General features: G+C 63.4%; 21 protein-coding genes. 11 read left to right on the top strand and 10 right to left on the bottom strand.

Annotated features, from left to right (window positions below; all coding sequences use genetic code 11):
• The first annotated feature begins 103 nt into the window (after window positions 1-103).
• The 3 genes from QQ977_RS02505 to QQ977_RS02515 are packed head-to-tail and all read left to right on the top strand — an operon-like array spanning window position 104 to window position 1,290.
• Window positions 104-289 carry a DUF7331 family protein gene (locus QQ977_RS02505; RefSeq protein WP_285927343.1) on the top strand — a complete coding sequence of 62 codons (186 nt, stop codon included), beginning with the start codon at window positions 104-106 and terminating at the stop codon, window positions 287-289.
• A gap of 48 nt (window positions 290-337) precedes the next feature.
• Window positions 338-826 carry a DUF7322 domain-containing protein gene (locus QQ977_RS02510; RefSeq protein ID WP_285927345.1) on the top strand — a complete coding sequence of 163 codons (489 nt, stop codon included), beginning with the start codon at window positions 338-340 and terminating at the stop codon, window positions 824-826.
• Entirely contained in the window at window positions 823-1,290 is a 468-nt protein-coding gene (locus tag QQ977_RS02515) for a DUF7346 family protein (protein ID WP_285927346.1), read from the top strand. Before QQ977_RS02510 ends, QQ977_RS02515 begins: the two co-directional genes overlap by 4 nt.
• Here the strand turns inward: QQ977_RS02515 and rad50 are convergent.
• The 3 genes from rad50 to QQ977_RS02530 form a co-directional block, all read right to left on the bottom strand.
• Window positions 1,287-3,956: a DNA double-strand break repair ATPase Rad50 gene (rad50, locus tag QQ977_RS02520; RefSeq protein WP_285927347.1), complete on the bottom strand. Its 2,670-nt coding sequence runs from the start codon at window positions 3,954-3,956 to the stop codon at window positions 1,287-1,289. The genes QQ977_RS02515 and rad50 overlap by 4 nt on opposite strands.
• Window positions 3,953-5,224: a DNA double-strand break repair protein Mre11 gene (mre11, locus tag QQ977_RS02525; protein WP_285927348.1), complete on the bottom strand. Its 1,272-nt coding sequence runs from the start codon at window positions 5,222-5,224 to the stop codon at window positions 3,953-3,955. Before mre11 ends, rad50 begins: the two co-directional genes overlap by 4 nt.
• A gap of 123 nt (window positions 5,225-5,347) precedes the next feature.
• Window positions 5,348-5,620, bottom strand: coding sequence for a MarR family transcriptional regulator (locus QQ977_RS02530; protein ID WP_285927349.1), 273 nt, complete (start codon window positions 5,618-5,620; stop codon window positions 5,348-5,350).
• 126 nt (window positions 5,621-5,746) lie between these two features.
• On the opposite strand from QQ977_RS02530, the gene pan1 reads away from it, so the two are divergent.
• Window positions 5,747-6,964, top strand: a complete 1,218-nt coding sequence (gene pan1, locus QQ977_RS02535) for a proteasome-activating nucleotidase Pan1 (RefSeq protein ID WP_285927350.1) — start codon at window positions 5,747-5,749, stop codon at window positions 6,962-6,964.
• A 91-nt stretch (window positions 6,965-7,055) separates the two neighbouring features.
• On the opposite strand, the gene QQ977_RS02540 is transcribed toward pan1, so the two are convergent.
• Entirely contained in the window at window positions 7,056-7,193 is a 138-nt protein-coding gene (locus tag QQ977_RS02540) for a hypothetical protein (protein ID WP_285927352.1), read from the bottom strand.
• A gap of 95 nt (window positions 7,194-7,288) precedes the next feature.
• On the opposite strand from QQ977_RS02540, the gene QQ977_RS02545 reads away from it, so the two are divergent.
• The 3 genes from QQ977_RS02545 (at window position 7,289) to QQ977_RS02555 (ending at window position 8,924) form a co-directional block, all read left to right on the top strand.
• Window positions 7,289-7,843 (top strand): GMP synthase subunit A, encoded by a 555-nt coding sequence (locus QQ977_RS02545; protein WP_285927353.1) that lies wholly within the window; start codon window positions 7,289-7,291, stop codon window positions 7,841-7,843.
• Between the two features lie 117 nt (window positions 7,844-7,960).
• Window positions 7,961-8,455 carry a ferritin-like domain-containing protein gene (locus tag QQ977_RS02550; RefSeq protein WP_285927354.1) on the top strand — a complete coding sequence of 165 codons (495 nt, stop codon included), beginning with the start codon at window positions 7,961-7,963 and terminating at the stop codon, window positions 8,453-8,455.
• Between the two features lie 34 nt (window positions 8,456-8,489).
• Window positions 8,490-8,924, top strand: a complete 435-nt coding sequence (locus QQ977_RS02555) for a metal-dependent transcriptional regulator (RefSeq protein WP_285927355.1) — start codon at window positions 8,490-8,492, stop codon at window positions 8,922-8,924.
• Here the strand turns inward: QQ977_RS02555 and QQ977_RS02560 are convergent.
• Window positions 8,921-9,091 (bottom strand): hypothetical protein, encoded by a 171-nt coding sequence (locus QQ977_RS02560; protein WP_285927356.1) that lies wholly within the window; start codon window positions 9,089-9,091, stop codon window positions 8,921-8,923. The two genes, QQ977_RS02555 and QQ977_RS02560, sit on opposite strands and share 4 nt — an antisense overlap.
• 231 nt (window positions 9,092-9,322) lie before the next feature.
• On the opposite strand from QQ977_RS02560, the gene QQ977_RS02565 reads away from it, so the two are divergent.
• From QQ977_RS02565 to QQ977_RS02575, 3 genes are all read left to right on the top strand, one after another.
• On the top strand, window positions 9,323-10,393 hold the full coding sequence (locus tag QQ977_RS02565) for an ATP-NAD kinase family protein (RefSeq protein ID WP_285927357.1): 1,071 nt from the start codon (window positions 9,323-9,325) through the stop codon (window positions 10,391-10,393).
• A gap of 117 nt (window positions 10,394-10,510) precedes the next feature.
• The gene (locus tag QQ977_RS02570) at window positions 10,511-11,539 is read left to right on the top strand and encodes a phosphate uptake regulator PhoU (protein ID WP_285927358.1); all 1,029 of its coding nucleotides are present in this window, start codon (window positions 10,511-10,513) and stop codon (window positions 11,537-11,539) included.
• Window positions 11,540-11,590: 51 nt separating this feature from the next.
• Window positions 11,591-12,403: a hypothetical protein gene (locus QQ977_RS02575; protein ID WP_285927360.1), complete on the top strand. Its 813-nt coding sequence runs from the start codon at window positions 11,591-11,593 to the stop codon at window positions 12,401-12,403.
• Between the two features lie 41 nt (window positions 12,404-12,444).
• Here QQ977_RS02575 and QQ977_RS02580 read toward each other — a convergent pair whose 3' ends face one another.
• On the bottom strand, window positions 12,445-13,776 hold the full coding sequence (locus QQ977_RS02580) for a glycerate kinase type-2 family protein (RefSeq protein WP_285927361.1): 1,332 nt from the start codon (window positions 13,774-13,776) through the stop codon (window positions 12,445-12,447).
• Between the two features lie 277 nt (window positions 13,777-14,053).
• The gene (locus QQ977_RS02585; RefSeq protein WP_285927363.1) at window positions 14,054-14,671 is read right to left on the bottom strand and encodes a metal-dependent hydrolase; all 618 of its coding nucleotides are present in this window, start codon (window positions 14,669-14,671) and stop codon (window positions 14,054-14,056) included.
• Between the two features lie 559 nt (window positions 14,672-15,230).
• Here QQ977_RS02585 and QQ977_RS02590 point away from each other — a divergent pair.
• A complete protein-coding gene (locus QQ977_RS02590) occupies window positions 15,231-16,571 on the top strand; it encodes an ISH6 family transposase (RefSeq protein WP_285926620.1) in 1,341 nt (446 codons plus the stop codon).
• A gap of 164 nt (window positions 16,572-16,735) precedes the next feature.
• On the opposite strand, the gene QQ977_RS02595 is transcribed toward QQ977_RS02590, so the two are convergent.
• The 3 genes from QQ977_RS02595 to QQ977_RS02605 all read right to left on the bottom strand — a co-directional run bounded on the left by QQ977_RS02595 (window position 16,736) and on the right by QQ977_RS02605 (window position 19,330).
• A complete protein-coding gene (locus QQ977_RS02595; protein WP_285927364.1) occupies window positions 16,736-17,686 on the bottom strand; it encodes an SDR family oxidoreductase in 951 nt (316 codons plus the stop codon).
• Window positions 17,687-17,763: 77 nt separating this feature from the next.
• On the bottom strand, window positions 17,764-18,504 hold the full coding sequence (locus QQ977_RS02600; RefSeq protein WP_285927365.1) for a Yip1 family protein: 741 nt from the start codon (window positions 18,502-18,504) through the stop codon (window positions 17,764-17,766).
• A gap of 22 nt (window positions 18,505-18,526) precedes the next feature.
• Window positions 18,527-19,330 (bottom strand): endonuclease V, encoded by an 804-nt coding sequence (locus tag QQ977_RS02605; RefSeq protein WP_285927366.1) that lies wholly within the window; start codon window positions 19,328-19,330, stop codon window positions 18,527-18,529.
• Window positions 19,331-19,355 lie beyond the last annotated feature (25 nt).

Consider the following 19,355-nt stretch of genomic DNA (forward strand, 5'->3'; position numbering starts at 1 on the left):
TAGCGGCCGTCGAATAAAAACCCCAACAATGACGTCGGATGCAGGTGCGAATTTCGGGGGAGGAGAAAGACATATAATATGGTAACACATAGCACAGACCGAGGTGACTGACGTGTCCACCCGTGTGAACGACGACGTGACGGACGGTATCGACGATCGTAGCCAGCCAGCGGGCATCGAAACGATCGAAGCCTACGAGACCGACGATGGCGTCGTATTCTACGACGCCGAGAATCCACTTGCGTGGGTGGAGACAACTCGAACGCTCGAGCTCGAAGAGTTCGCCTGAGTATCCAACGGGAACCTTTTTTCGGCGTCGCCGTCGTACCGAACGGTAGTGCTGGACCGAGACGACGAGAAATCAGGTGCGTTCGACCCCGAGTCGGAGTTCGACCTCTTCGAGAAGACCGAATACGAGCCGGAAGAGTACGACCCGGAAGCAGAGTTTCGCGATCCGAACTCGGATACGATCACGATCCCGGAAGTCGAGACCGACGAGAGCGACGTCCCCTCGGAACTTCTCAAGACGTTCTGGGCGACCGTCATCGTGGTCAACGCCGCCGTTCTCTTCGTCTCGGTCGGAGTCATGATTATCGGCTTTCTGGGCCGGTTTCGTGACGGGGGCGTCCTGATCGTCGGCGGGCTCGCCCTGTTCGGGTTCGCCTACCGACGGTATCGCGCGTTCCGTGACAGCGACACCGAGTACGAACCGCTCGACAGCGACGACGACTCGGCGACGGCCGACGAGCCGGACGCAGAAACCGGGCCGACCGAAACGGTTTCGAACGTCGAGTCGAAAGATGAGGACCGAGACTGCGACGAATGAAACCCGTACGCGACGACGACGGCACCCGGTATCTGCTTCTCAAACGATCCGCGGAGGCGAGTCTCGTTCGGGATCCGACGACCGGCAACGAGTGTTACGTCCGAAACGACCGCCTCGAGCCCGAAGAAGACGCGACCGTCCTCGAGACGGCGGCCACCGGCGTCGATCCGGCGATTCGGCGGCTCCTCCGTGGCGTCCACGACGACGAGACGCTTGGCTTTCTGCTCGAGCTCGCAGAACGAGGGGCGACGGACGTTCGAACGATCCTCGAGCGGTACGACGTCTGTGAAAGCGACCTCCACGGCCGGCTGGCCGAACTCGCCGCCGCCGGATTGCTCGAGGAGGTCGACGTCGACGGCGAACGCGGCTACCGGATCAGCGACGACTGCGAGCGAGCGCTGTCGGCGATTCGGGACGCGACGACTGCGAGCGAGGACGAATTGACCGCCGACGCGCCGGACTAGTCGGACGCGAGCAGCTCCGCCTCCGGCGGGTTCCCGCGTTCGAGTCGCGACCGGTTCGAGGTGGCGTCTTTCTCGACGCGGACGAGCGAGTCGGCCGCACCGACGAGTTCCTCGTCGTGGCTGACGACGACGATCTGTTCGACGCCGAGTTCGCGCATCGACTCGACGAGCGAGACGAGTTGCGTGACGTGGCCCGAATCCAGGAAGACGGTCGGCTCGTCCAGAATGAGCGGCGGCATCGGCGCGGTCCCGTCGACGCCTTCCGCGAGCAGCCGGTAGATCGCACATCGCAGACTGAGGTTAAACAGCGCCCGCTCGCCACCCGAGAGCTGGTCGGGTTCGAGCGACTCGCCGTCTTTCTGGTAGACCGTTAACCGGTACTCGCCGTCGAGGTCGATGCCCGCGTAGGAGTCGTTCCGGTAGACGAGTTCGAACGTCTCGTTCAGCAGCCGCTCTAAGGTTTCGACGTTACGCTGGCGCAAGTCAGCACGGAGGTCGCCGTAGGTCGCCTGTAGCTGTTCGGTCTCCGCATACAGCGATTCGAGCCGGTCACACCGACTCTCGACGGCCCCGAGTCGGTCCCGAAGCGATTCGAGCTCCTCGAGTTCGTTCTCCGTCGCGCCGATTGCACCCTGTACCTCTTCGAGGGTGCCCTCGAGTTCCGCGAGTTTCGTCTCGACTTTCTCGATGTAGTCGGCAGCGTTTTCGGCGTCCTCGCGGGCGGATTCGACTCGGGTTTCGTCGAACTCGGCCTCGAGGTCGCGTTTGCGCTCGCGTTTCTTAGAGAGCGTCTCGCGTCGCTCCGCGTTCAGCGTCTCCCAGTTCTCGCGACGCTCGCGTCGCGTCTCGATCTCGCGTTCGAGTGTCGTCCGTTCGTCGGCGATCGTTTCGACTCGCTCGAGCGCCTCGAGACGCGTTCCGATCTCGCCGCGTTCGGTGTTTATCTCGCCGAGTTCGGCCCGGACCTCCTCGAGGTCGCTCTCGCGTTCCTCGGCTTTCGTCCGTTTCGTCTCGGCTTCGGTCTCGTACTCCTCGGCGTCGGCCAGCAATCCGTCCCGGTTCTCGCGGCGGGTGTCGATCGCCTCGCGCTTCTCCGCGAGCAGCCGGGAGACGTCCTCGCGTCTATCCTCGAGGCGGTCGACCGTCCGCTCGGCCTCCCGAAGCCGTTCGGCGCGGTCGATCCGCTCTTCGAGGTCGGCTCGCTCCTCGGCGAACTCGTCACGCCGAGTCTCGAGTTCCGCGAGTTCGTCGCGGCGGTCCTCGAGGACGTCGACGTGTGGCGAGTCAGCGACCGGCTGACCGCATTCGGGACACTTGCCTTCTTCGAGCAAGGCCTCGCCGTCTTCGATCGCCGCCTCGACGGTCGCGATCTCGGCCTCGAGTTCGTTCGTCTCGGCGAGGAGTTCCTCGCGGTCGGCCTCGAGACGCTCGAGGTGACCGGCCGCGTCACCGAACGCGATCGGGGCGTCCTCGAACGTTTCCCGTGCGCGTTCGATCTCGACCTCGAGTTCGTCGAGGTTCCGTTCGCGTTCTGTGAGCGTCTCCTCGTCGTCTTCGAGCGTCGATTCGATCTCCTCGGCCTCCTCGCGAGCACGCTCGGCCCGTTTCTCGAGGTCGTCGGCCGCCGACCGGAGTCGATCGACGTCGTTCGTCCCCTCCTCGATCGCGACCTGTATCTCGGTGATCCGCTCTCGAAGCTCCTCGTCGCGGGCCTCGAGTTCGTCGATCCGGTCTTCGACCGACGCGCCCTCGAGGTCGGCGTCTGCGAGGAGCCGGTCGCGTTCGTCGGCGAGTTCCTCGCGACGGCTCTCGAGTTCGCGGATTTCCTCGGCGGCGTCCTCGCGTTCGCGTTCGGTCTCGGCGATCTTCTCACGTAACTCCTCGATCTCCGTCTCGAGGTCGTCGATCTCCGTTCGCGTCTCCTCGTGACGGTCGAGAACCTCGCGGGCCTCCTCGAGGGTCCGGCGGGCCTGCTCGCGTTGGTCCTCGAAGCGGTCGATCTCGTCACGAACGGCGACGCGACGGGACTCGAGGCCGTTCAGGCGCTCGTGGAGGTCTTTGTTCTCTTTGGTCTCGACCTGTTCGCGCAGATTCTCGAGGACGTCTCGCTGGCCGTCGAGTACCGTCTTCACGCCCAGACGGGCGTCGCTGGCTCGCTCGCGGTACTCCTCGAGCGAACCGAGCTGGAGGAGGTCGTCGATCATGTCCTGGCGGTCACTCGGCGAGGCGTGGATGAGCTTGTTGACCTCCCCCTGGCGGACGTACGCGCAGTTGACGAACGCGTCGGCGTCCATCCGCAACAGCTCGGTGATCCGCCGGCGGACGTCACGGGCTCCTTCGATCGTTCCGTCGGGCGTCTCGAGGACGCATTTCGTCGTCGCCGCCCGGTCGCCGCGTCGTTTCAGGCGACGGTCGACGTGGTAGTCCCGTCCGTCGTGGGTGAACCCGACCGCGACCTCACACTCGTCTTCGCCGGTCGTGATCACGTCGTCTAAGGTGCGGTCGTCGAGGGCCTTCGAGCCGTACAGCGCGAAGAAGACGGCCTCGAGCAGCGTCGACTTCCCGCTGCCGTTGACGCCGTAGACGACCGTGACGCCGTGTTCGAGCGCGAGGTCGGCGTCGTCGTAACACTTGAAGTTTCGCAGGCGGATCCGCTCGACTCTCACGAGTACTCACCCATCGAGATCTGTTCGCCGTCGGTCGGTTCGCCCGTCGTCTCGGAGGCGTCTCCGTCTCCGTCGCCGTCGCCTTCGTCATCGTCGACGCCGTCTGCAGACGCCCCTGTTTCTTCGACGGCCGCCTGCCCGTCCGCTGCCGGCTCGAGCGTCGTGGGATCGTCCTCGAGCAGCTCCTGGACCCGTCGTTCGACCGTTTCGCGGACGTTCGCGTCCGCGACCGCACCGTCTCTGACCGTCCGGTCGATCTCGCGGGCGGCGTCGCTCAGTCCGAGCTCGCGAACCCGCTTGCGGACGGCGTCGTCGGGGTCGGCGAAGTGAACAGAGAGTTCCTCGTCGTCTCCTTCGATCTCCCGGCGGTCGTTGACGCGAGCGATCAGGGCACCCCGCTCGAGGGCGAACTCCTCGATCGCGGCGGGCGTGATCGGTTCGCCCTCGCCCTCGACGGTGACGATTACGACCGCATCGGCGAGGTCGTACTCCCGAACCCGGTCGCGGACTCGATCTGCCCCTTCGTCCTCCGCGAGAGTGACGTCGACGAAGACGAACTCGCGGGCGTCCTCGATGGCACGGCGGGCGATCCGGACGTCGTCTGCGAGGGTGAGGAGGTTGTAGCCACGCGCCTCGCGTTCGCTCGCGCTCGCGCGTTCGGTCGAGCCGCAGTACGTGACCCAGGTGTCGGCGACCTCGGCGGTGCCGGGGGCGTGATTGTCCCCGAGCAACACGGCGTCGAAGTCGACGGTCGCCTCCTCGAGGACGGTTTCGGTGTCCCAGTCGGCGTGGGCGAACGGTTCGAACAGGCCGTGGCCGACGAGGACGGCGTGGTCTGCCGTCTCGGGGACGGGTTCGAATTCGTAGGCGAGGTCGTCGCGTCGCGAGCGCGGGACGAAATCGAGGCCGTAGAAAGCCACGTCGTCGATCACGTGGGGCGTGGCACCCAGCCGCGTGGCCAGTCCCAGATCCTCGAAGAGATCGAGCCACTGGGCGTCGCGTTTCCCCTCGTGGTTGCCGACGATCGCGAGAAACGGAATCCCCGCTTCGGAAAGCGTCCGGAGGACGTCGATCGTCCCCTGGAGGTCGACCAGCCCTGGCCGGCGGTCGTGAAAGAGGTCGCCGGCGTGGACCACTGCGTCGACGTCGTCGGCGACGGCGTCTGTAGCGACCGATCGGAACGCCTCGAGGAAGTCACGTCGTCGCTCGGGCGCGTTGTACTGCTGGTACCCGATGTGGGTGTCGCCCGTGTGTATCACCCGCGTCATCTATCAGCCCGTTGGACACCGTCCCCTAAAGGGGTTCGGAGAGCGCAGTGAAACTGATCGGAACCGGACGTCAACGGCCCACCGACGTGGGGAGATCACCGTCGACGGACCGCTCGCGTGAGCTCAGGATTCGATGTCCAGACTGTACAGTCGCTTGCGAGCGTCCGAGAAGGAAAACCGGGAGTCGACGACGTGTTCCTCGTCGAGACGGTTGAGGGCGTACCGAACGGTCCGAGTCGGAAGCAGGGTCTCCTCGGCGATCTCCTGTTGGGTCATCGTGTCGTTGTACTCGAGTACCTTCGCGACCAGTTTCGCACTCGGAGGGAGCTCTCGAACGTCTTCCCAGCTCCCGCGGGAGTTGGATTCGTCCTGTCGGAACGGCTCTGTTGTGCTCATCGTACTCCGCAGTTGTGCATACGGCTTAATAATATTTTCTGTTCCTATATATAACTTTGAGTAATTGGCATGGGCCGGCTGTGGCTACCCGAAGTCTCTTATGAACCAACCCCTTACGCACGGGTGATGAGCGATACTGTGGACGACGTCGACCTCCCGTACGACGAAGAGGAGGCGTCCCAACAGGAGAAAATACGGGCGCTCGAGGAACGCCTGGAGGTTCTCGAGAGTCAAAACGAGGAGATGCGAGATAAACTCCTCGATGCGAACGCCGAGAACAACAAGTACCAGCAGAAACTCGAACGCCTCACCCACGAGAACAAAAAGCTCAAGCAGTCGCCGCTTTTCGTTGCCACGGTTCAGGAGATGGCCGACGAGGGGGTCATCATCAAACAACACGGCAACAACCAGGAGGCGCTGACCGAGGTCACCGAGGAGATGCGCGAGGGTCTAGAGCCAGACGCACGCGTGGCCGTCAACAACTCGCTGTCTATCGTCAAGACGCTCTCCGACGAAACGGACGTGCGTGCTCGCGTGATGGAGGTCACCGAGAGCCCCGAGGTGAGCTACGAGGACATCGGCGGTCTCGAAGAACAGATGCAGGAAGTGCGAGAGACGGTCGAGATGCCCCTAGAGAAGCCCGATATGTTCGAAGAGGTCGGCATCGATCCGCCGTCGGGCGTGTTGCTGTACGGGCCGCCGGGGACGGGCAAGACGATGCTCGCGAAGGCCGTCGCCAACCAGACCGACGCGACCTTCATCAAGATGGCCGGCTCCGAACTCGTCCACAAGTTCATCGGCGAGGGGGCAAAGCTCGTGCGTGACCTCTTCGAGGTCGCACGCGAGCACGAACCCGCCGTGATCTTCATCGACGAGATCGACGCCATCGCCTCGAAGCGCACGGAGTCGAAGACCTCCGGCGACGCCGAGGTCCAACGCACCATGATGCAGCTGCTCTCCGAGATGGACGGCTTCGAGGAACGTGGCGAGATCCGGATCATCGCCGCGACGAACCGGTTCGACATGCTCGATCGCGCTATCCTCCGGCCGGGACGGTTCGATCGGCTCATCGAAGTTCCCAAGCCAGACGCGGAAGGCCGCGAGATCATCTTCGAGATCCACACCCGCGACATGAACGTCGCCGACGACGTCGACTTCGCGGCCTTAGCCGAAGAAGCCGAGGACGCCTCTGGTGCCGACGTCAAGGCCGTCTGTACCGAAGCCGGTATGTTCGCCATCCGCGACGATCGCACCGAGATCCGCATGGAGGACTTCCGCAACGCCTGGGAGAAAGTCCAGGCTGAAAGCGACGAGACCGACGAGGTCTCGAAGACGTTCGCCTGATCCGTCACGGTCCGTCGGCGTAGTCATCGCTCCACCTCATTTTCTCTTCGCACGGTCGGGATCACAGTCACGGCGAACGCATCGCGTTCGACTACAACATTGCGAACAACAGCCACGGCACGAGAAACAAAACGACGGTCAACACAACCAGAATTAGCAGGTAGCCCACGACCGTCCCTCCGATCGCCGTCCACGCCGGATGATCGAACTCGCTCAGGTCGACTGTCATACCCACACACTGTAGCGACGGCGACATAAACGTACCGAGAGTGAGGCGACACCGGTCCGGGTCGCTTTTGTCCGCCCGGTCGCTACGGGCCGTCAATGACCAGAATCGTCGTGGTAGATAACCACGGACAGTTCACCCACCTCGAGCGCCGGGCGCTTCGTGACCTCGGCGTCGACGTCGCGTTGGTCGACAACGATACTCCGCCGGAAGACGTCGACGCCGACGGAATCGTGCTCTCGGGCGGTCCCGACATCGAGCGACGCGGCCGATCGGCGGCGTACCTCGAGGACGACCGACCCGTCCTTGGCATCTGTCTCGGCATGCAGATCATCGCCGACGAACTCGGCGGCCGCGTCGACGAAGGCGAGTACGGCGGCTACGCCGACGTCTCCGTCGAGATTCTCGACGACGAGGATCCGCTCGTCGGCTCGCTCGCCCCGGAGACCCGCGTCTGGGCGAGCCACGCCGACGAGGTCAAGACGGTTCCCGAGGGGTTCGACCGGACGGCCCGAAGCGACGTCTGTGGCGTCGAAGCCATGAGCAACACCGATCGTGACCTCTACGGCGTCCAGTGGCATCCTGAAGTCGCCCACACCGAAGAGGGCGAAGCAATCTTCGAGAACTTCCTCGAGATTTGTGAATCGGCATAGGGGCAGTTTAATACTGCCGGACGTAAGTCGTGAAAGATTCTCGCCGCCTCGGGGTGGCGAGAATCTTCACACAGTTACGTCCGACAGTATAAGTATCACCGGCCCTGAAAACCCTCTATGAGTCTGGGACAGCGCGTCTCGAGCGACCACCAGCTCGCCCGGCTCCTCCAGATCGGAGTCGTCCTGGAGGAAGTCGTCGAGTCACGCGCCGCCCACCACCTCGAGTCCCTCCCGGAACACGAACGGGAGGCGATCGACGAGGAGGTCCGGGAGCTGCTCGCCGAAGCGACCGAAGAATCCGCCGACCACCGCGAGCGCCTCGAGGCGCTGATCGACGAGCTAGAGGCCGAGACGGTCCCCTACGAGGAGATAAACGCCTTAGTCGACGCTCGCTACGGGCCGCCCGAAGATACGGACGGCGTTCTCTACGATCAGCTCTGTAACGAGGAGACGGCCTACAAGTTCTACGACGATCTCATCGCGGCGATCGAGGCTGCAGACGTCGAATTCGCCGTCGATCGAGATCGGGTCCTCGAGACGCTCCGTGACATTCGCGAAGAAGAGAAAGAGGGGGCCGAGGAAGTGACCGAGATCATGGAGCAACGAGCATGATGGGGGTACCGACGGATACGGACGGTGATCAGGCGTGAACACGGCCGACCAGTACCTCAAGGCGGTCTATCTCGCACAGCGGATCGAAGACGGACCGGCCTCGACGGGTACACTCGCGGAGATGCTCGAGGTCAGTCCCGCAAGCGTCAACGAGATGATCGGCAAACTCGAGGACCGAGAGCTCGTCGAACACGAGAAGTACAAGGGTGCGACCCTGACCGACGACGGCCTCGAGCGAGCCCACGACGCCCTCCAGACCTACTGCATCATCGAACGATTCCTCGCAAACGTCCTCGAAGTCGAACAGTTCCGCGAGGAGGCACGGACCTTAGAGAGCGTCATCGACGACACTGTCGCCGAACGGCTCGATACGATCATCGACCGCCGGGCGGAGTGTCCGGACTGTTTCGATCCCGACCGGGACTACTGTGAGTACCTGGAAGTCGAGGTCGAAGGCCGGGCCGATTAGTCGGATCCGATGAGGTCGTCGTACGACGAGCGTTCGATTCGAAACGAGCCACAGCGCGTACAGGCCTGTCTGTTCAGTTCGAACTCGCGACCGCAGTTGCGACACTCGTAACAGCCCTCCACAGAGCGGCTCTCGAACAGCCGTCGGACGCGGCGAGAGAGTGTCATTTATCGAGATATTCACGGACTCGAGTATTGTTATCGAGAGACTACGACGCCGAGCGATCGGGATTCGAGACGGACGAGCCACGTGTTCGATCACGGCGACGTCTTGCGATTAATACGGGAATTACTTTCTGGAAGGAACGTCACCGTCGCGAGGACGACGTCGGCTGCGGGCCGTCGCCGAGGGTCGACGCGAGCCACATCGCTTTTGGGTCGACGTGTGAACGAGAACACATGGACAGCATCGGCGTCGTCGTCAATCCCATCGCAGGGATGGGCGGCCGGGTCGGGCTGAAAGGTACCGACGGCAAGGTCGAGGAGGCGCGTCGGCTCGGAGCCGAGCCACGGGCACCCGACCGGGCCCGCGAGGCACTCGAGGCGCTGTTTCGGCGCGAGGCCGACCTCACGGTCTATGCAGCCGGTGGTGAGATGGGAGCACGCCAGGCCCGCGCGGCGGGCTACGATCCCGAGGTCGTCTCCAAACCCGACGGCGAGGAGACGACTGCCGCAGACACGAGAGTCGCCGTCCGGGAGTTCATCACACGCGGCGTCGACCTGATCCTCTTCGTCGGTGGCGACGGGACGGCAGTCGACGTGGCCGACGTCCTCGAGGACGAAGACGCGGAGACGCCGATGCTCGGAGTGCCGGCAGGCGTGAAGGTGTACTCGTCGGTGTTCGGCGTGACGCCGACCGACGCTGGCCGGATCGCCGCCGACTTCGACCGCGTCGAAGACCGGGAAGTGAACGATATCGACGAAGAAGCCTACCGCGAGGGCGAGGTTCGCGCGGAGCTGCGGGCCGTCGTTCCCGTCCCGGTCGCCGAGGACCTGCAGTCGAGCAAACAGCTCGCGAGCGGAAGCGTCGACGCGCTCGCGGAGGGGTTCGCTCGCGAGGTCGAACCCGACCGCACCTACGTCTTCGGCCCCGGTAGCACGGTCGGTTCGATCGAGCGGGAGCTGGGGGTCGATCCGTCGCCGCTCGGGGTCGACGTCTGGCGTGACGGCGAGGTGGTGGTACGTGACGCGAGCGAGGACGACATCCTCGCGGTCCTCGCGGATCCGGTGACGATCGTCGTCTCGCCGATCGGCGGCCAGGGCTTTATCTTTGGACGGGGTAATCACCAGATCTCGCCGGCCGTGATCGAACGGGCCGACGAGATCGAAGTCGTCGCCTCGAGCGAGAAGCTCGACGACCTCGACACATTGCGCGTCGACACCGACGACGAGGACGTCGACGAGTCGTTGCGGGGGTGGCTACGGGTCCGAACCGGCAGGTTCACGACGCGGCTCGTCGAGGTTATATAATCGACATTGTTTAAGGCTCCTCGTCGTGCCGCGCTTGCCTAGATGCATTACCCACATGAGAGGGAATATAATTGGAATATAGTCAAGATTAAGGCACGGAGGTTCCTACCCCATGTCATGGAAACGCGGAAAGTGCAGCGGCTCGGTCCATCAACGCTGGCGATGACGCTGCCTGCGGAGTGGGCCTCGGAACACGGCGTCGAGAAAGGTGACGAGGTATCGCTTCGAACCGGTGGGAAAGGAACCCTGACGGTGATGCCCGAGTCCGCCAGTTCGGAGGAGACGGAGGCGATCATCTACGCCGACAACTTGGACGCCCAGGCGGTCGAGCGTGCGATCGTCGCCCAGTACGTCCTCGGTCGACGGATCATCCGCATCGAGTCCGGCGAAACGCTCGACTCAGAGCACATAAATGCCGTCTACCAGGCGGAAACGCAGCTGATGGGTCTCGGCGTCATCGAGGAGACGCCCGAAAGCATCGCCATCCGGTGTTCGGTCGATCCCGAGGACTTCACGCTCGACAACTTACTGGAACGGCTCGAGCGCACTGGGAGTACGATGCGCGGCGAGGCGATCAAAGCGCTCGCACACGGCAACCCCGACCTCGCACAGCGGTCGCTCAACCGGGAGCGTCAGGCGAACAAGATCTTCGTGCTCTTGCTCCGGCTGATCTTCACTGCCTACCAGAACCCGAACCTCGCGCGTGCGGTCGGACTCGATAACGGCTTCCCGCTTATCGGCTACCGTTCGATCGCCAAGAACTTAGAGCTCACCGCGGACAACGCCGAAGATATCGCCCACATCATGCTCGAGGCCGACGACAACACCCTCGACGTCGGGCAGTCGACGATCCGACAGATCCGCGAGCTGAACGACCTCGTCGACGAGATCACGTCGGTCGCAGTCGAGGCCGCGGTCACCCGCGATTACGACAAGACCATCGAGGTCCGGGAGCTGTTCGACGAGATCAGCGACAGCGAACGCGAGATTCTCGACGGGTTGCCCGAGATGGACAACGAGAACCTGCTCCAGGTCAGGGAGGTGCTCGTCAGTCTCCAACAGACCGCCCAGTACGCGATGCGAAACGCCGAGATTGCGGCCAACCTCGCGCTCAACGAGGAGTCAGAACACACGACGATAAAGTAACCGCGGCACGCTTTCGGCCCGTTTATTCGTTCGCGCTGACTATCGTCACTCGTGACAACGACACTCGACCGAAAAGGCGGCATCGCCACCGTACGGGAAGCGGCTAGCTGGCTGGGACAGAACCCGGTGTTGATCGTCGCGTATCTCGCATTGGGAATCGTCAACGCGCTCGGCGAACTCGGCGTGCTGGCCGGTCTGTTGTCGATCGTGGGACTGTTCGTGATGCTGTACGTCGACGGACTCTCACACCTGGTGGCTAGAGACGAAGGCTTCGGCGAAACCGTCGATCTCTCGAGTGCCTCGGAGACCGTCGTCGATCAGTTTCTCTCGTTGATCGGGATCTTCATCATCTACGCCGTGGCCGTCACAATCGGGCTCATTCTCCTCATCATCCCCGGCATCTACCTCGCGTTGCGACTCTCGCTTGCGTTTCCCGCCTGTGTGATCGACCGCAAGGACACCTTCGAGAGCATCGACGCGAGCTGGGACGCCGCCGGCGGGAACCTGCTCAAACTCCTCGGCATTACGATCCTCGCTGCGCTCGTCTTCGGTGTGGCGACCGGCGTGGCCGCCCTCCTCACCGGTCTCGACGAGACGTTCTTCGCCGTCACGGTCGCCGTCTCGGCCGTCGTGACGGCGATCGTCGGACCGCTCGTCGAGCTGGCTTACGCTCGCGTCTACCTCGAGAACCGCGACCGGGCCGTCGACGAGCCGGACGACGGCGACACGACGGACGAACCGTGGGACGACGAACCGTGGGACGAGGGTGACGATACGTGGGACGACGGGACGGAGGCCTGGGACGAGCCGGAGTCGACCTCGTGGGACGTCGACGACGACGACCGCGACCGTCGAGATCGTTGACGCCTACGTGTCGACCACCAGCACCCGGAGATCGTTGACGCCTACGTGTCGACCACCAGCACCCGGAGATCGTTGACGTTCGTCCCCGTATAACCCGTCTCGAGCAACGCATCGGCGTCCTCGAGTGCGGTGTAGGCGTCGTTGTCCGCGAGCGCCCCTCGGGCCTCACTCGCGTCGTCGATCGTCTCGCGATCGACGATCGCCCCGCAGGCGTCGGTCGGGCCGTCGATTCCGTCGGTGTCGGCGCTGCCACAGACGGCGTCGGTGTCGGTCGCAGCGAGTTCGAGGGCCACAGCCAGCGAGAACTCCTGGTTCGGTCCGCCCGTCCCGTCGCCATGGATCGTCACCGTCGTCTCGCCGCCTGAGAGCACGACGGCCGGCGGCGTGACGGGATCGCCCACCGTCGCGATTTCCTCGGCGACTGCGGCGTGGAACCGGCCGGCCTCGCTGGCTTCCCCACGGATACGACTCGAGAGAACTATCGTCTCGTAACCTCGTTCTCGGGCGGCCTCGCGAGCGGCGTCGATCGCCGTCCGCGCGTTGGCGAGCAGGTGCCAGCCGGCCCGTCTGACGGCCGGATCGTCTCGTCCCGGCGTCTCGGCGAACTCGCCCGCGACACCGCGTTCGAGACGGCCGGCGACGGCGTCCGGAACCTCGAGGTCGTATCGCTCACACACCTCGAGTGCGTCCTCGAACGTGCTCGGGTCGGGGACCGTCGGTCCGCTGCCGATCACCGAGGGATCGTCGCCGACGACGTCGCTGATCGCGAGCGTCGCCACGGTCGCGGGGGCCGCCTCGCGTGCGAGCTGGCCGCCTTTGATCGCCGAACAGTGTTTGCGGACGGCGTTTATCTCGTCGATCGACGCGCCCGACGCGAGCAAGGCGTCGGTGGTCGCCTGCAGGTCTGCAAGCGAGAGGCCGTCGGCCGGTCGACACCACAGCGCGCTCGCACCGCCGGTGACGACCGCGAGAACGAGCGTCTCCTCGCCGGCATCCCGGGCGAACTCGAGCACCCGTCGGGTTCCCGCCACGTTTCGCTCGCTGGGCGTCGGGTGATCGCCCTCGTGGACGTCGACGCGGTCGGCGTTCGCCCCCGCTGTCGTCACGACGATACCGCCGGCGAGTCGGTCGCCGAGGACGTTCTCGAGCGCCCGTGCGACGCCGCCTGCGGCCTTGCCGCCGCCGAGGACGACGATCCGGTCGACGCTTGCGAGGTCGTAGGCGGCGTCGTGAATACGGAGTTCGGCGTCCGCGAGCGAGACTGCGTCGGAGACGACCTCGGCGGGGAGCGAGGCACGGATCCCGGCCTCGAGACAGTCGAGTGCGGTCTCGTGTGCGTCGGTACTCGCGTGTCGGCCCCTGTGAGTGAACATGAGGAGACGTTCGCGCGCTCGCGACAAGAAGGCTACTCGAACCCGCAGTGTCGTTTCAACGTCGACCGTCTCTATACACCCGGTCATGATTCGTTCAACAGTCGGCTGCCGGGAGTGGCCTCGATACGGGTTCAGTCGGTCGTTCAGTCCACGCGACCGTTGACTGGTCCATGACCGGGTGTATATACCACTCAACGGTTCGAACTCCCTATACGGTATCGTCTTCCTCTTATAGCAACAAGACGGCTATTCAGAGGCCCAAACGGGAAAAACATCGTTATCGGTTTTGATCGGCAGGTCTCCAACTCACGACCCTACCGAAAAGTCGCTTTAGTCCCAGACAGCACTCACGGAGAACGGGGGCACCATCATACAGCCATAATAGCAGTGTAAAGGCCCCCATCCCGATCTGAATCCAAATATACGTCGAGAGGTCGCCTGCCAGCAACTCTCTCTGATATCGAGCAAAGAGCACCATGAATTCATCAACGAACCCGTGATGATGCCCGTGGGTTTCTCCTTGGGCAAGTGGCCAGAGCATGATCCCGAAATCGAGTTCTCCGCTTCCTCTAGCGTAGCCGTCGGTCACGTCGGCAGGAAGGTGAAGGAGATAGCCTACCCCGAAGGCGAGACCCGCCCGTGAACGTCCATGTGATCGCGCGAACATTCCGACGACGATCGTCAGTGGGACGGCAAAGAAGACCGAGTGTCCGAGCGCATATCCCGTCTCGAAGACGCCAAACTCCCACGCCAGCGGTTTATCGATGATATCCGGCAGAATGGAGCCGAACACGACCGCGAACGCTTCGAGTCCACGAGGTGAATCCCGGTAGTACAGGTGACAAAACAGCGAATAAACGAGATAGCCCATTACTGCGTGTTCCCATGGCCACATAGGCGACGGCAGTCTGCTTTCGCTAGTAGTTATACGTCACATAATAGCCGTGTGTCGTTGGTGGTCCACTTCTCGAATATACGGCCAGTGCCGTCCGACAAACCAAATCAGAACCTGCCCATACACGTCGGACAGGTACATAGCCGTTCGTGCGCCCTAGCGAGCACTTCTTCCATTTGCTCCGACTCACCGTTTCGCTCCTCAGTTCGGGCGGGTATCGCTTCATTTTCAGTCGATACGCCAGTATCGGGTGACTCCGAAGTCGTGGAATCAGACCGAGCAGCGTCTGTCCCGGGTTGGCTCGCACCAAAACCTAGTGCAAGAACGGAGACGATACCGAAACTGAACGTGCGTCTCGTGACGTGATCAGCGACCATGTTTGTTCTATTAGGTTGATGGATATTAACGTTCGGCCGCTCCCTGTTACACTCACTGTCCCAGGGTGACGAGTGTTCGTACTGCCCTCAGTCATTTATCGGTCGTGTCCCAAACTCGTCTAGAGTCGTAACTGACTCCTGTGGAAACAGGGTCACCTCTGGTACCTACCCCGAAGTGACCCATGCACGCCACAATCGACGCGCAAGTCACGGTTAGCATCGACTTAGACAAAACGCTACCGCTTGCCACTCTCGCTGAATCTCTCACAGAGCTTCACCTCGAGGCGACGATCCTCGAGGAGCTTGTCAAAAGCCTCGACGAGCGCCTCGTCGAGGCGTACTGTGGGGAGAAACACGCGCGCGGAAACGGCGATCGCCGTTTCCAGCGCGCCGGAACCACAACACGAACAGCTGTGACAACCGCAGGAGAGCACGAATTTTCCCTTCATCACGTCAAAGACACCGCTGCCACCGGTGACGATCCTACCTACTTCCGCCCTCTCGAAGATCTCATCAAATTCGACGGGCAGCGCATCTATCAAGAGGATATTTCGCTCCAGAGTACCGAACTCGCTACGTCGCTCAGCTTTCGTGATGCCGTTGCCCACGGCGACGGCTTCACTCCGATGCCTTCGAGAACCACGATCAACCGCCGAGTCCGTGAGTACGGCAGCAAACTCGGTGACTTCGTTCGTGATCGGCTTCCTGGGACGAATGCAGACACTGTCGTTCCTGACGGAACGAAGTGTCATAGCCAGGACGATCACTGCACGTACCACGACGTCAACGTCACTCTCGGACAGATCACCGAAGACAACGCGGAAACCACGCTCTTAGACGTCAATGTCAACGAACCGTGGGACGATACAGCAGAAGATCTCGAAGAGAACGAGGCGATCACTGACGACGCGACGGTCGTCAGTGACGCCGAGGAATCCCTCGTCGACGCCTTCGAGACCAGCTATCGATCTCATCAGCTCGATCTCGTTCATGTCGGTCGAACGCTTGGATACAAGCTGTGGAAGGACGGTACCTTTTCGCTCGAAACGCGGAAAGCGATCGCCTCAGACGTCACAAACGACTTGTTCCATCTGAAAAACTCGGTTGCGCTCCATGCATCGAGGAATGAGCGTTTGGCGATCCGCGAGCGGATCGACCAAACGCTCGAGAACCTCACGAAGGAGGCGTGGCGCTTAGAGCAACAGGACTCTCCAAAAGCAGCGGCGTACCTCCGAAAATGGGCACAAGCAACCGTCACATTCGCCGAACTCGCACTCGAGGGACAAGAGGTTCTGTGGACATCGAACGTGGTTGAACGAGCCATGGGCGAAATCTCGAAGCGGTGTAAAAACCAGTGGATGAGATGGACAGAGTCCGGCTTAGAATCGCTCCTCTGGCTCAATCTCGTGAGATATGCCGATTCCGAGCAGTTCGCGGCGTTCGCCGACGAACTGCTCGAGCGTTCAGCCAAAACAGCCATGACATTGGAGGTGTCAGTTGACGCTACCAGAGGCGAACTCTAGACGAGTTTGTGACGGGACCCATTTATCGGGAAGGATCGTCTTGAACAAGTCCAGTGGAGTGGCCGATACACGCTTTGTATCTTGCACGCACCAATGGAAATGTCCAGTCTGAGACAGGTGTGTGAAGCGAGTAGCTATCCGCAAGTCCGCAATTGATCACCCACTCAGACGAGCTTTCGAAGGAGGCCGTACGCCGCGTCCCGCAGCCGGGCGGGGAGAAATCGAGCGTAGACTCCGTACTCGGCGACCGGTCCGACGGGATACCGGTCCGGCGGCTCCGCACAGGTCGCCGAATCGACGATCGCCGCGGCCACCTCGTCGGAGTTGACGGCGAGCGGTCCACCGCCACCGATCAGCTGGGCGTCGTCGTAGATCTCGTACAGTTTCTCGTATGCGGGCGTCTGTCCGTCGGGGAGCTCCTGTTCGACCCGGTCGACGAACTGCGTGTCCACCGGCCCGGGCTCGACGAGCACCACGTCTATGCCAAACTCCTCGAGTTCGGCACGCAAGGCGTCGCTCATCGCCTCGAGGGCGAACTTCGAGCCCGAGTACGCGCCCGTCCCGGCGAAGGCGATCCGTCCGAGGACGCTCGAGACGTTGACGATTCGTCCGTCACTCTGGGCGCGCATGTGCGGGACGGCGGCCCGGGTGAGCCGGTGAGGACCGTAGACGTTGACGTCGAACTGCCGGTGGAGGTCGACGGTGGAGACGTCCTCGAGTGGCCCCATCTGGGCGTAGCCCGCGTTGTTGACGACACAGTCGATCGCACCCCCGAGTTCGACGGTCTCCTCGACGACGGTCGCGACCTGGTCGGGATCGGTGACGTCAAGCGCCATCGTTTCGCAGCCGGCCTCGGCGAGGTCTGAGATGTCGTCCGGGTTGCGAGCCGTCGCGACCACGAGCCAGTCGTCCTCGAGGAACGCGCGTGCGGTCGCCCGGCCGATGCCGGACGAACAACCGGTGATGAGCACGCAGCGTTTTCGGGTGTAGCGACCCTCGTCGGCCGTGGTCGGCGCGTCCTCGTCGGTCGTCCCCGACGGCGGTTCGTCGTCGCTCGAGTGCGACCCGTCCTCGCGGGACGAGCCCGCCTCTTCGACGTCCGCTGTCCCTGCCATACGCGAGACGTTCACGCGAAGCTACCTAAGTACCGACGGTTCGGTTCGTCGTGTCCATCGATCGAGACCGACTGCGCTCACGTGACGACCATCGCGCCACCCCAAAGCGCCAGTAACACGCCGACGACGACTCCGGCAGCGGTCCGGGAGAGACCGTGGGTCTCCTCGAGGCCGGCGGTGAGGATAACCCACTGCCAGACGAAGACGACGACCGTTACGGGCAAAAGCGGCGTCTCGAGCGAGGCAAGCGCCGCCAGCAGCTGGTCGGGGTAGCTCTCGACCGGACCGGTCAGCTCGAGTCGACCGAGGGCGTACCGGAGCCCGAGGAGGGCGACGACGAGCCGGAGGAACTCGGGAACGACGGCCCAGGCGGCGACGCCTAGCGTGTCGAGGTAGCCGCCGTCACCACCCGAGAGGCGTGCCGTGATGAACAGCGTCGTTCCGGCGATCGGCCAGAGCAAGAGCCCACCGAGGAAGGCGTGGGCGGTACGGTCGTAGGCGGCCTCCCGGAGCATCGCGCCGGCGTCGCGTTCGATCGTCTCGGGTTCGTCACAGCCGTCGTCGATGTCGCCGACGTCGGGAGAGGGGCCGTCACACACCCACTCCGGCGGTCGGTCGGGATTGTCGACGGTGACGGTCGCGTCGGTCGTGTCGGCGAGCAGTCCACCGAGGTAGACGACGCTTCCTGCGAGTGCGAACGCGAACGCGAGGACGACGACGAAGCCGACGGCGGCGCTTCTCGCACGCGGATGGTCACGAAAGAACGTTCGCGGGGACCGAAAGAATCGCCTGGCTGCTCGGATCGCGGCTGGAGGCATACGCGAGCGTGATCACCGCTCGCTAAATACGTTCTCGTTCGGCTGAGCTCTCCTCGTACTCGGCTTTCGCCTCGTCGGCGTAGCCGTCGGCCAGCCGGATCGGTTCGGGAAGTTTGTACGTCGAGGCGAGCTCGAGGGCGACGTCGGCGGCGGTCTCCGGGCCGACGCGGTGACCAGAGCTCACGTAGAGAGGGTTGATGTGGCGGTTCGGCGAGTCGTACTGTCTCGTCTGGACCGCATAGCCGAGTACGGTCCCTTCGGGAGCCTCGACCCGTTCGGTCGCCTCGATCGGGACCCGAGTACCGACCGGCAGGTTCTCGAGGCCCTTCCGCGGTCGTCCACAGAGCAGGCTCTTGGCGACGCCGACGCTCGGAACGTCACAGACGACGCCGATGTGGGTCGCGATACCGGCCTGCCGGAAGTGGATGCGTCCGCTGCCGTCGAACAGGAACAGGTCGGGCTCGACCGACAGCTCCGCGAGTGCTGCGAGGATCGGCCCGCCCTCCCGGAAGGAGAGCAGTCCCGGGATGTAGGGGATCTCGAGGTCGGCAACGGCGTGGACGCGCTCGATCACCTCGCCGGCCTGCATGGCGACGATCGCGCTGAGCCCACGGTCGTCGTCGAGAAACGACTGGTCGACGCCGGCGACGATCGGCGGGTCCCCGCTCGCGGTCGCCGCGAGCGGATCGGCAAGCGCCGCGGGATCGACCCCGAGGTCGTGGTCGTCTTCGAAGACGGCCGCGCGTGCGATCTCGCGCTGGAGGGCTTTCATCTCCGTTCGCGTGAGTTCGGGATCGGGTGCGAGATCGGGTCGTGGCGATGTCATCGGATGGTATGTCTAACGCGCGTAC

It is taken from the genome of Natrialbaceae archaeon AArc-T1-2, from assembly GCF_030273315.1.
Taxonomy (GTDB): Archaea; Halobacteriota; Halobacteria; order Halobacteriales; family Natrialbaceae; genus Tc-Br11-E2g1.

Excerpts from the sequence above, each read along its gene's own strand:
- mre11 (WP_285927348.1), bottom strand. The coding sequence starts at position 5,224 with ATGACGCGGGTGATACACACGGGCGACACCCACATCGGGTACCAGCAG.
- QQ977_RS02540 (WP_285927352.1), bottom strand. The coding sequence starts at position 7,193 with ATGACAGTCGACCTGAGCGAGTTCGATCATCCGGCGTGGACGGCGATC.
- QQ977_RS02565 (WP_285927357.1), top strand. The coding sequence starts at position 9,323 with ATGGACAGCATCGGCGTCGTCGTCAATCCCATCGCAGGGATGGGCGGC.
- pan1 (WP_285927350.1), top strand. The coding sequence starts at position 5,747 with ATGAGCGATACTGTGGACGACGTCGACCTCCCGTACGACGAAGAGGAG.
- QQ977_RS02600 (WP_285927365.1), bottom strand. The coding sequence starts at position 18,504 with ATGCCTCCAGCCGCGATCCGAGCAGCCAGGCGATTCTTTCGGTCCCCG.
- QQ977_RS02585 (WP_285927363.1), bottom strand. The coding sequence starts at position 14,671 with ATGTGGCCATGGGAACACGCAGTAATGGGCTATCTCGTTTATTCGCTG.
- QQ977_RS02550 (WP_285927354.1), top strand. The coding sequence starts at position 7,961 with ATGAGTCTGGGACAGCGCGTCTCGAGCGACCACCAGCTCGCCCGGCTC.
- QQ977_RS02595 (WP_285927364.1), bottom strand. The coding sequence starts at position 17,686 with ATGGCAGGGACAGCGGACGTCGAAGAGGCGGGCTCGTCCCGCGAGGAC.
- QQ977_RS02605 (WP_285927366.1), bottom strand. The coding sequence starts at position 19,330 with ATGACATCGCCACGACCCGATCTCGCACCCGATCCCGAACTCACGCGA.
- QQ977_RS02545 (WP_285927353.1), top strand. The coding sequence starts at position 7,289 with ATGACCAGAATCGTCGTGGTAGATAACCACGGACAGTTCACCCACCTC.
- QQ977_RS02590 (WP_285926620.1), top strand. The coding sequence starts at position 15,231 with ATGCACGCCACAATCGACGCGCAAGTCACGGTTAGCATCGACTTAGAC.
- QQ977_RS02560 (WP_285927356.1), bottom strand. The coding sequence starts at position 9,091 with ATGACACTCTCTCGCCGCGTCCGACGGCTGTTCGAGAGCCGCTCTGTG.
- QQ977_RS02580 (WP_285927361.1), bottom strand. The coding sequence starts at position 13,776 with ATGTTCACTCACAGGGGCCGACACGCGAGTACCGACGCACACGAGACC.
- QQ977_RS02515 (WP_285927346.1), top strand. The coding sequence starts at position 823 with ATGAAACCCGTACGCGACGACGACGGCACCCGGTATCTGCTTCTCAAA.
- QQ977_RS02530 (WP_285927349.1), bottom strand. The coding sequence starts at position 5,620 with ATGAGCACAACAGAGCCGTTCCGACAGGACGAATCCAACTCCCGCGGG.
- QQ977_RS02570 (WP_285927358.1), top strand. The coding sequence starts at position 10,511 with ATGGAAACGCGGAAAGTGCAGCGGCTCGGTCCATCAACGCTGGCGATG.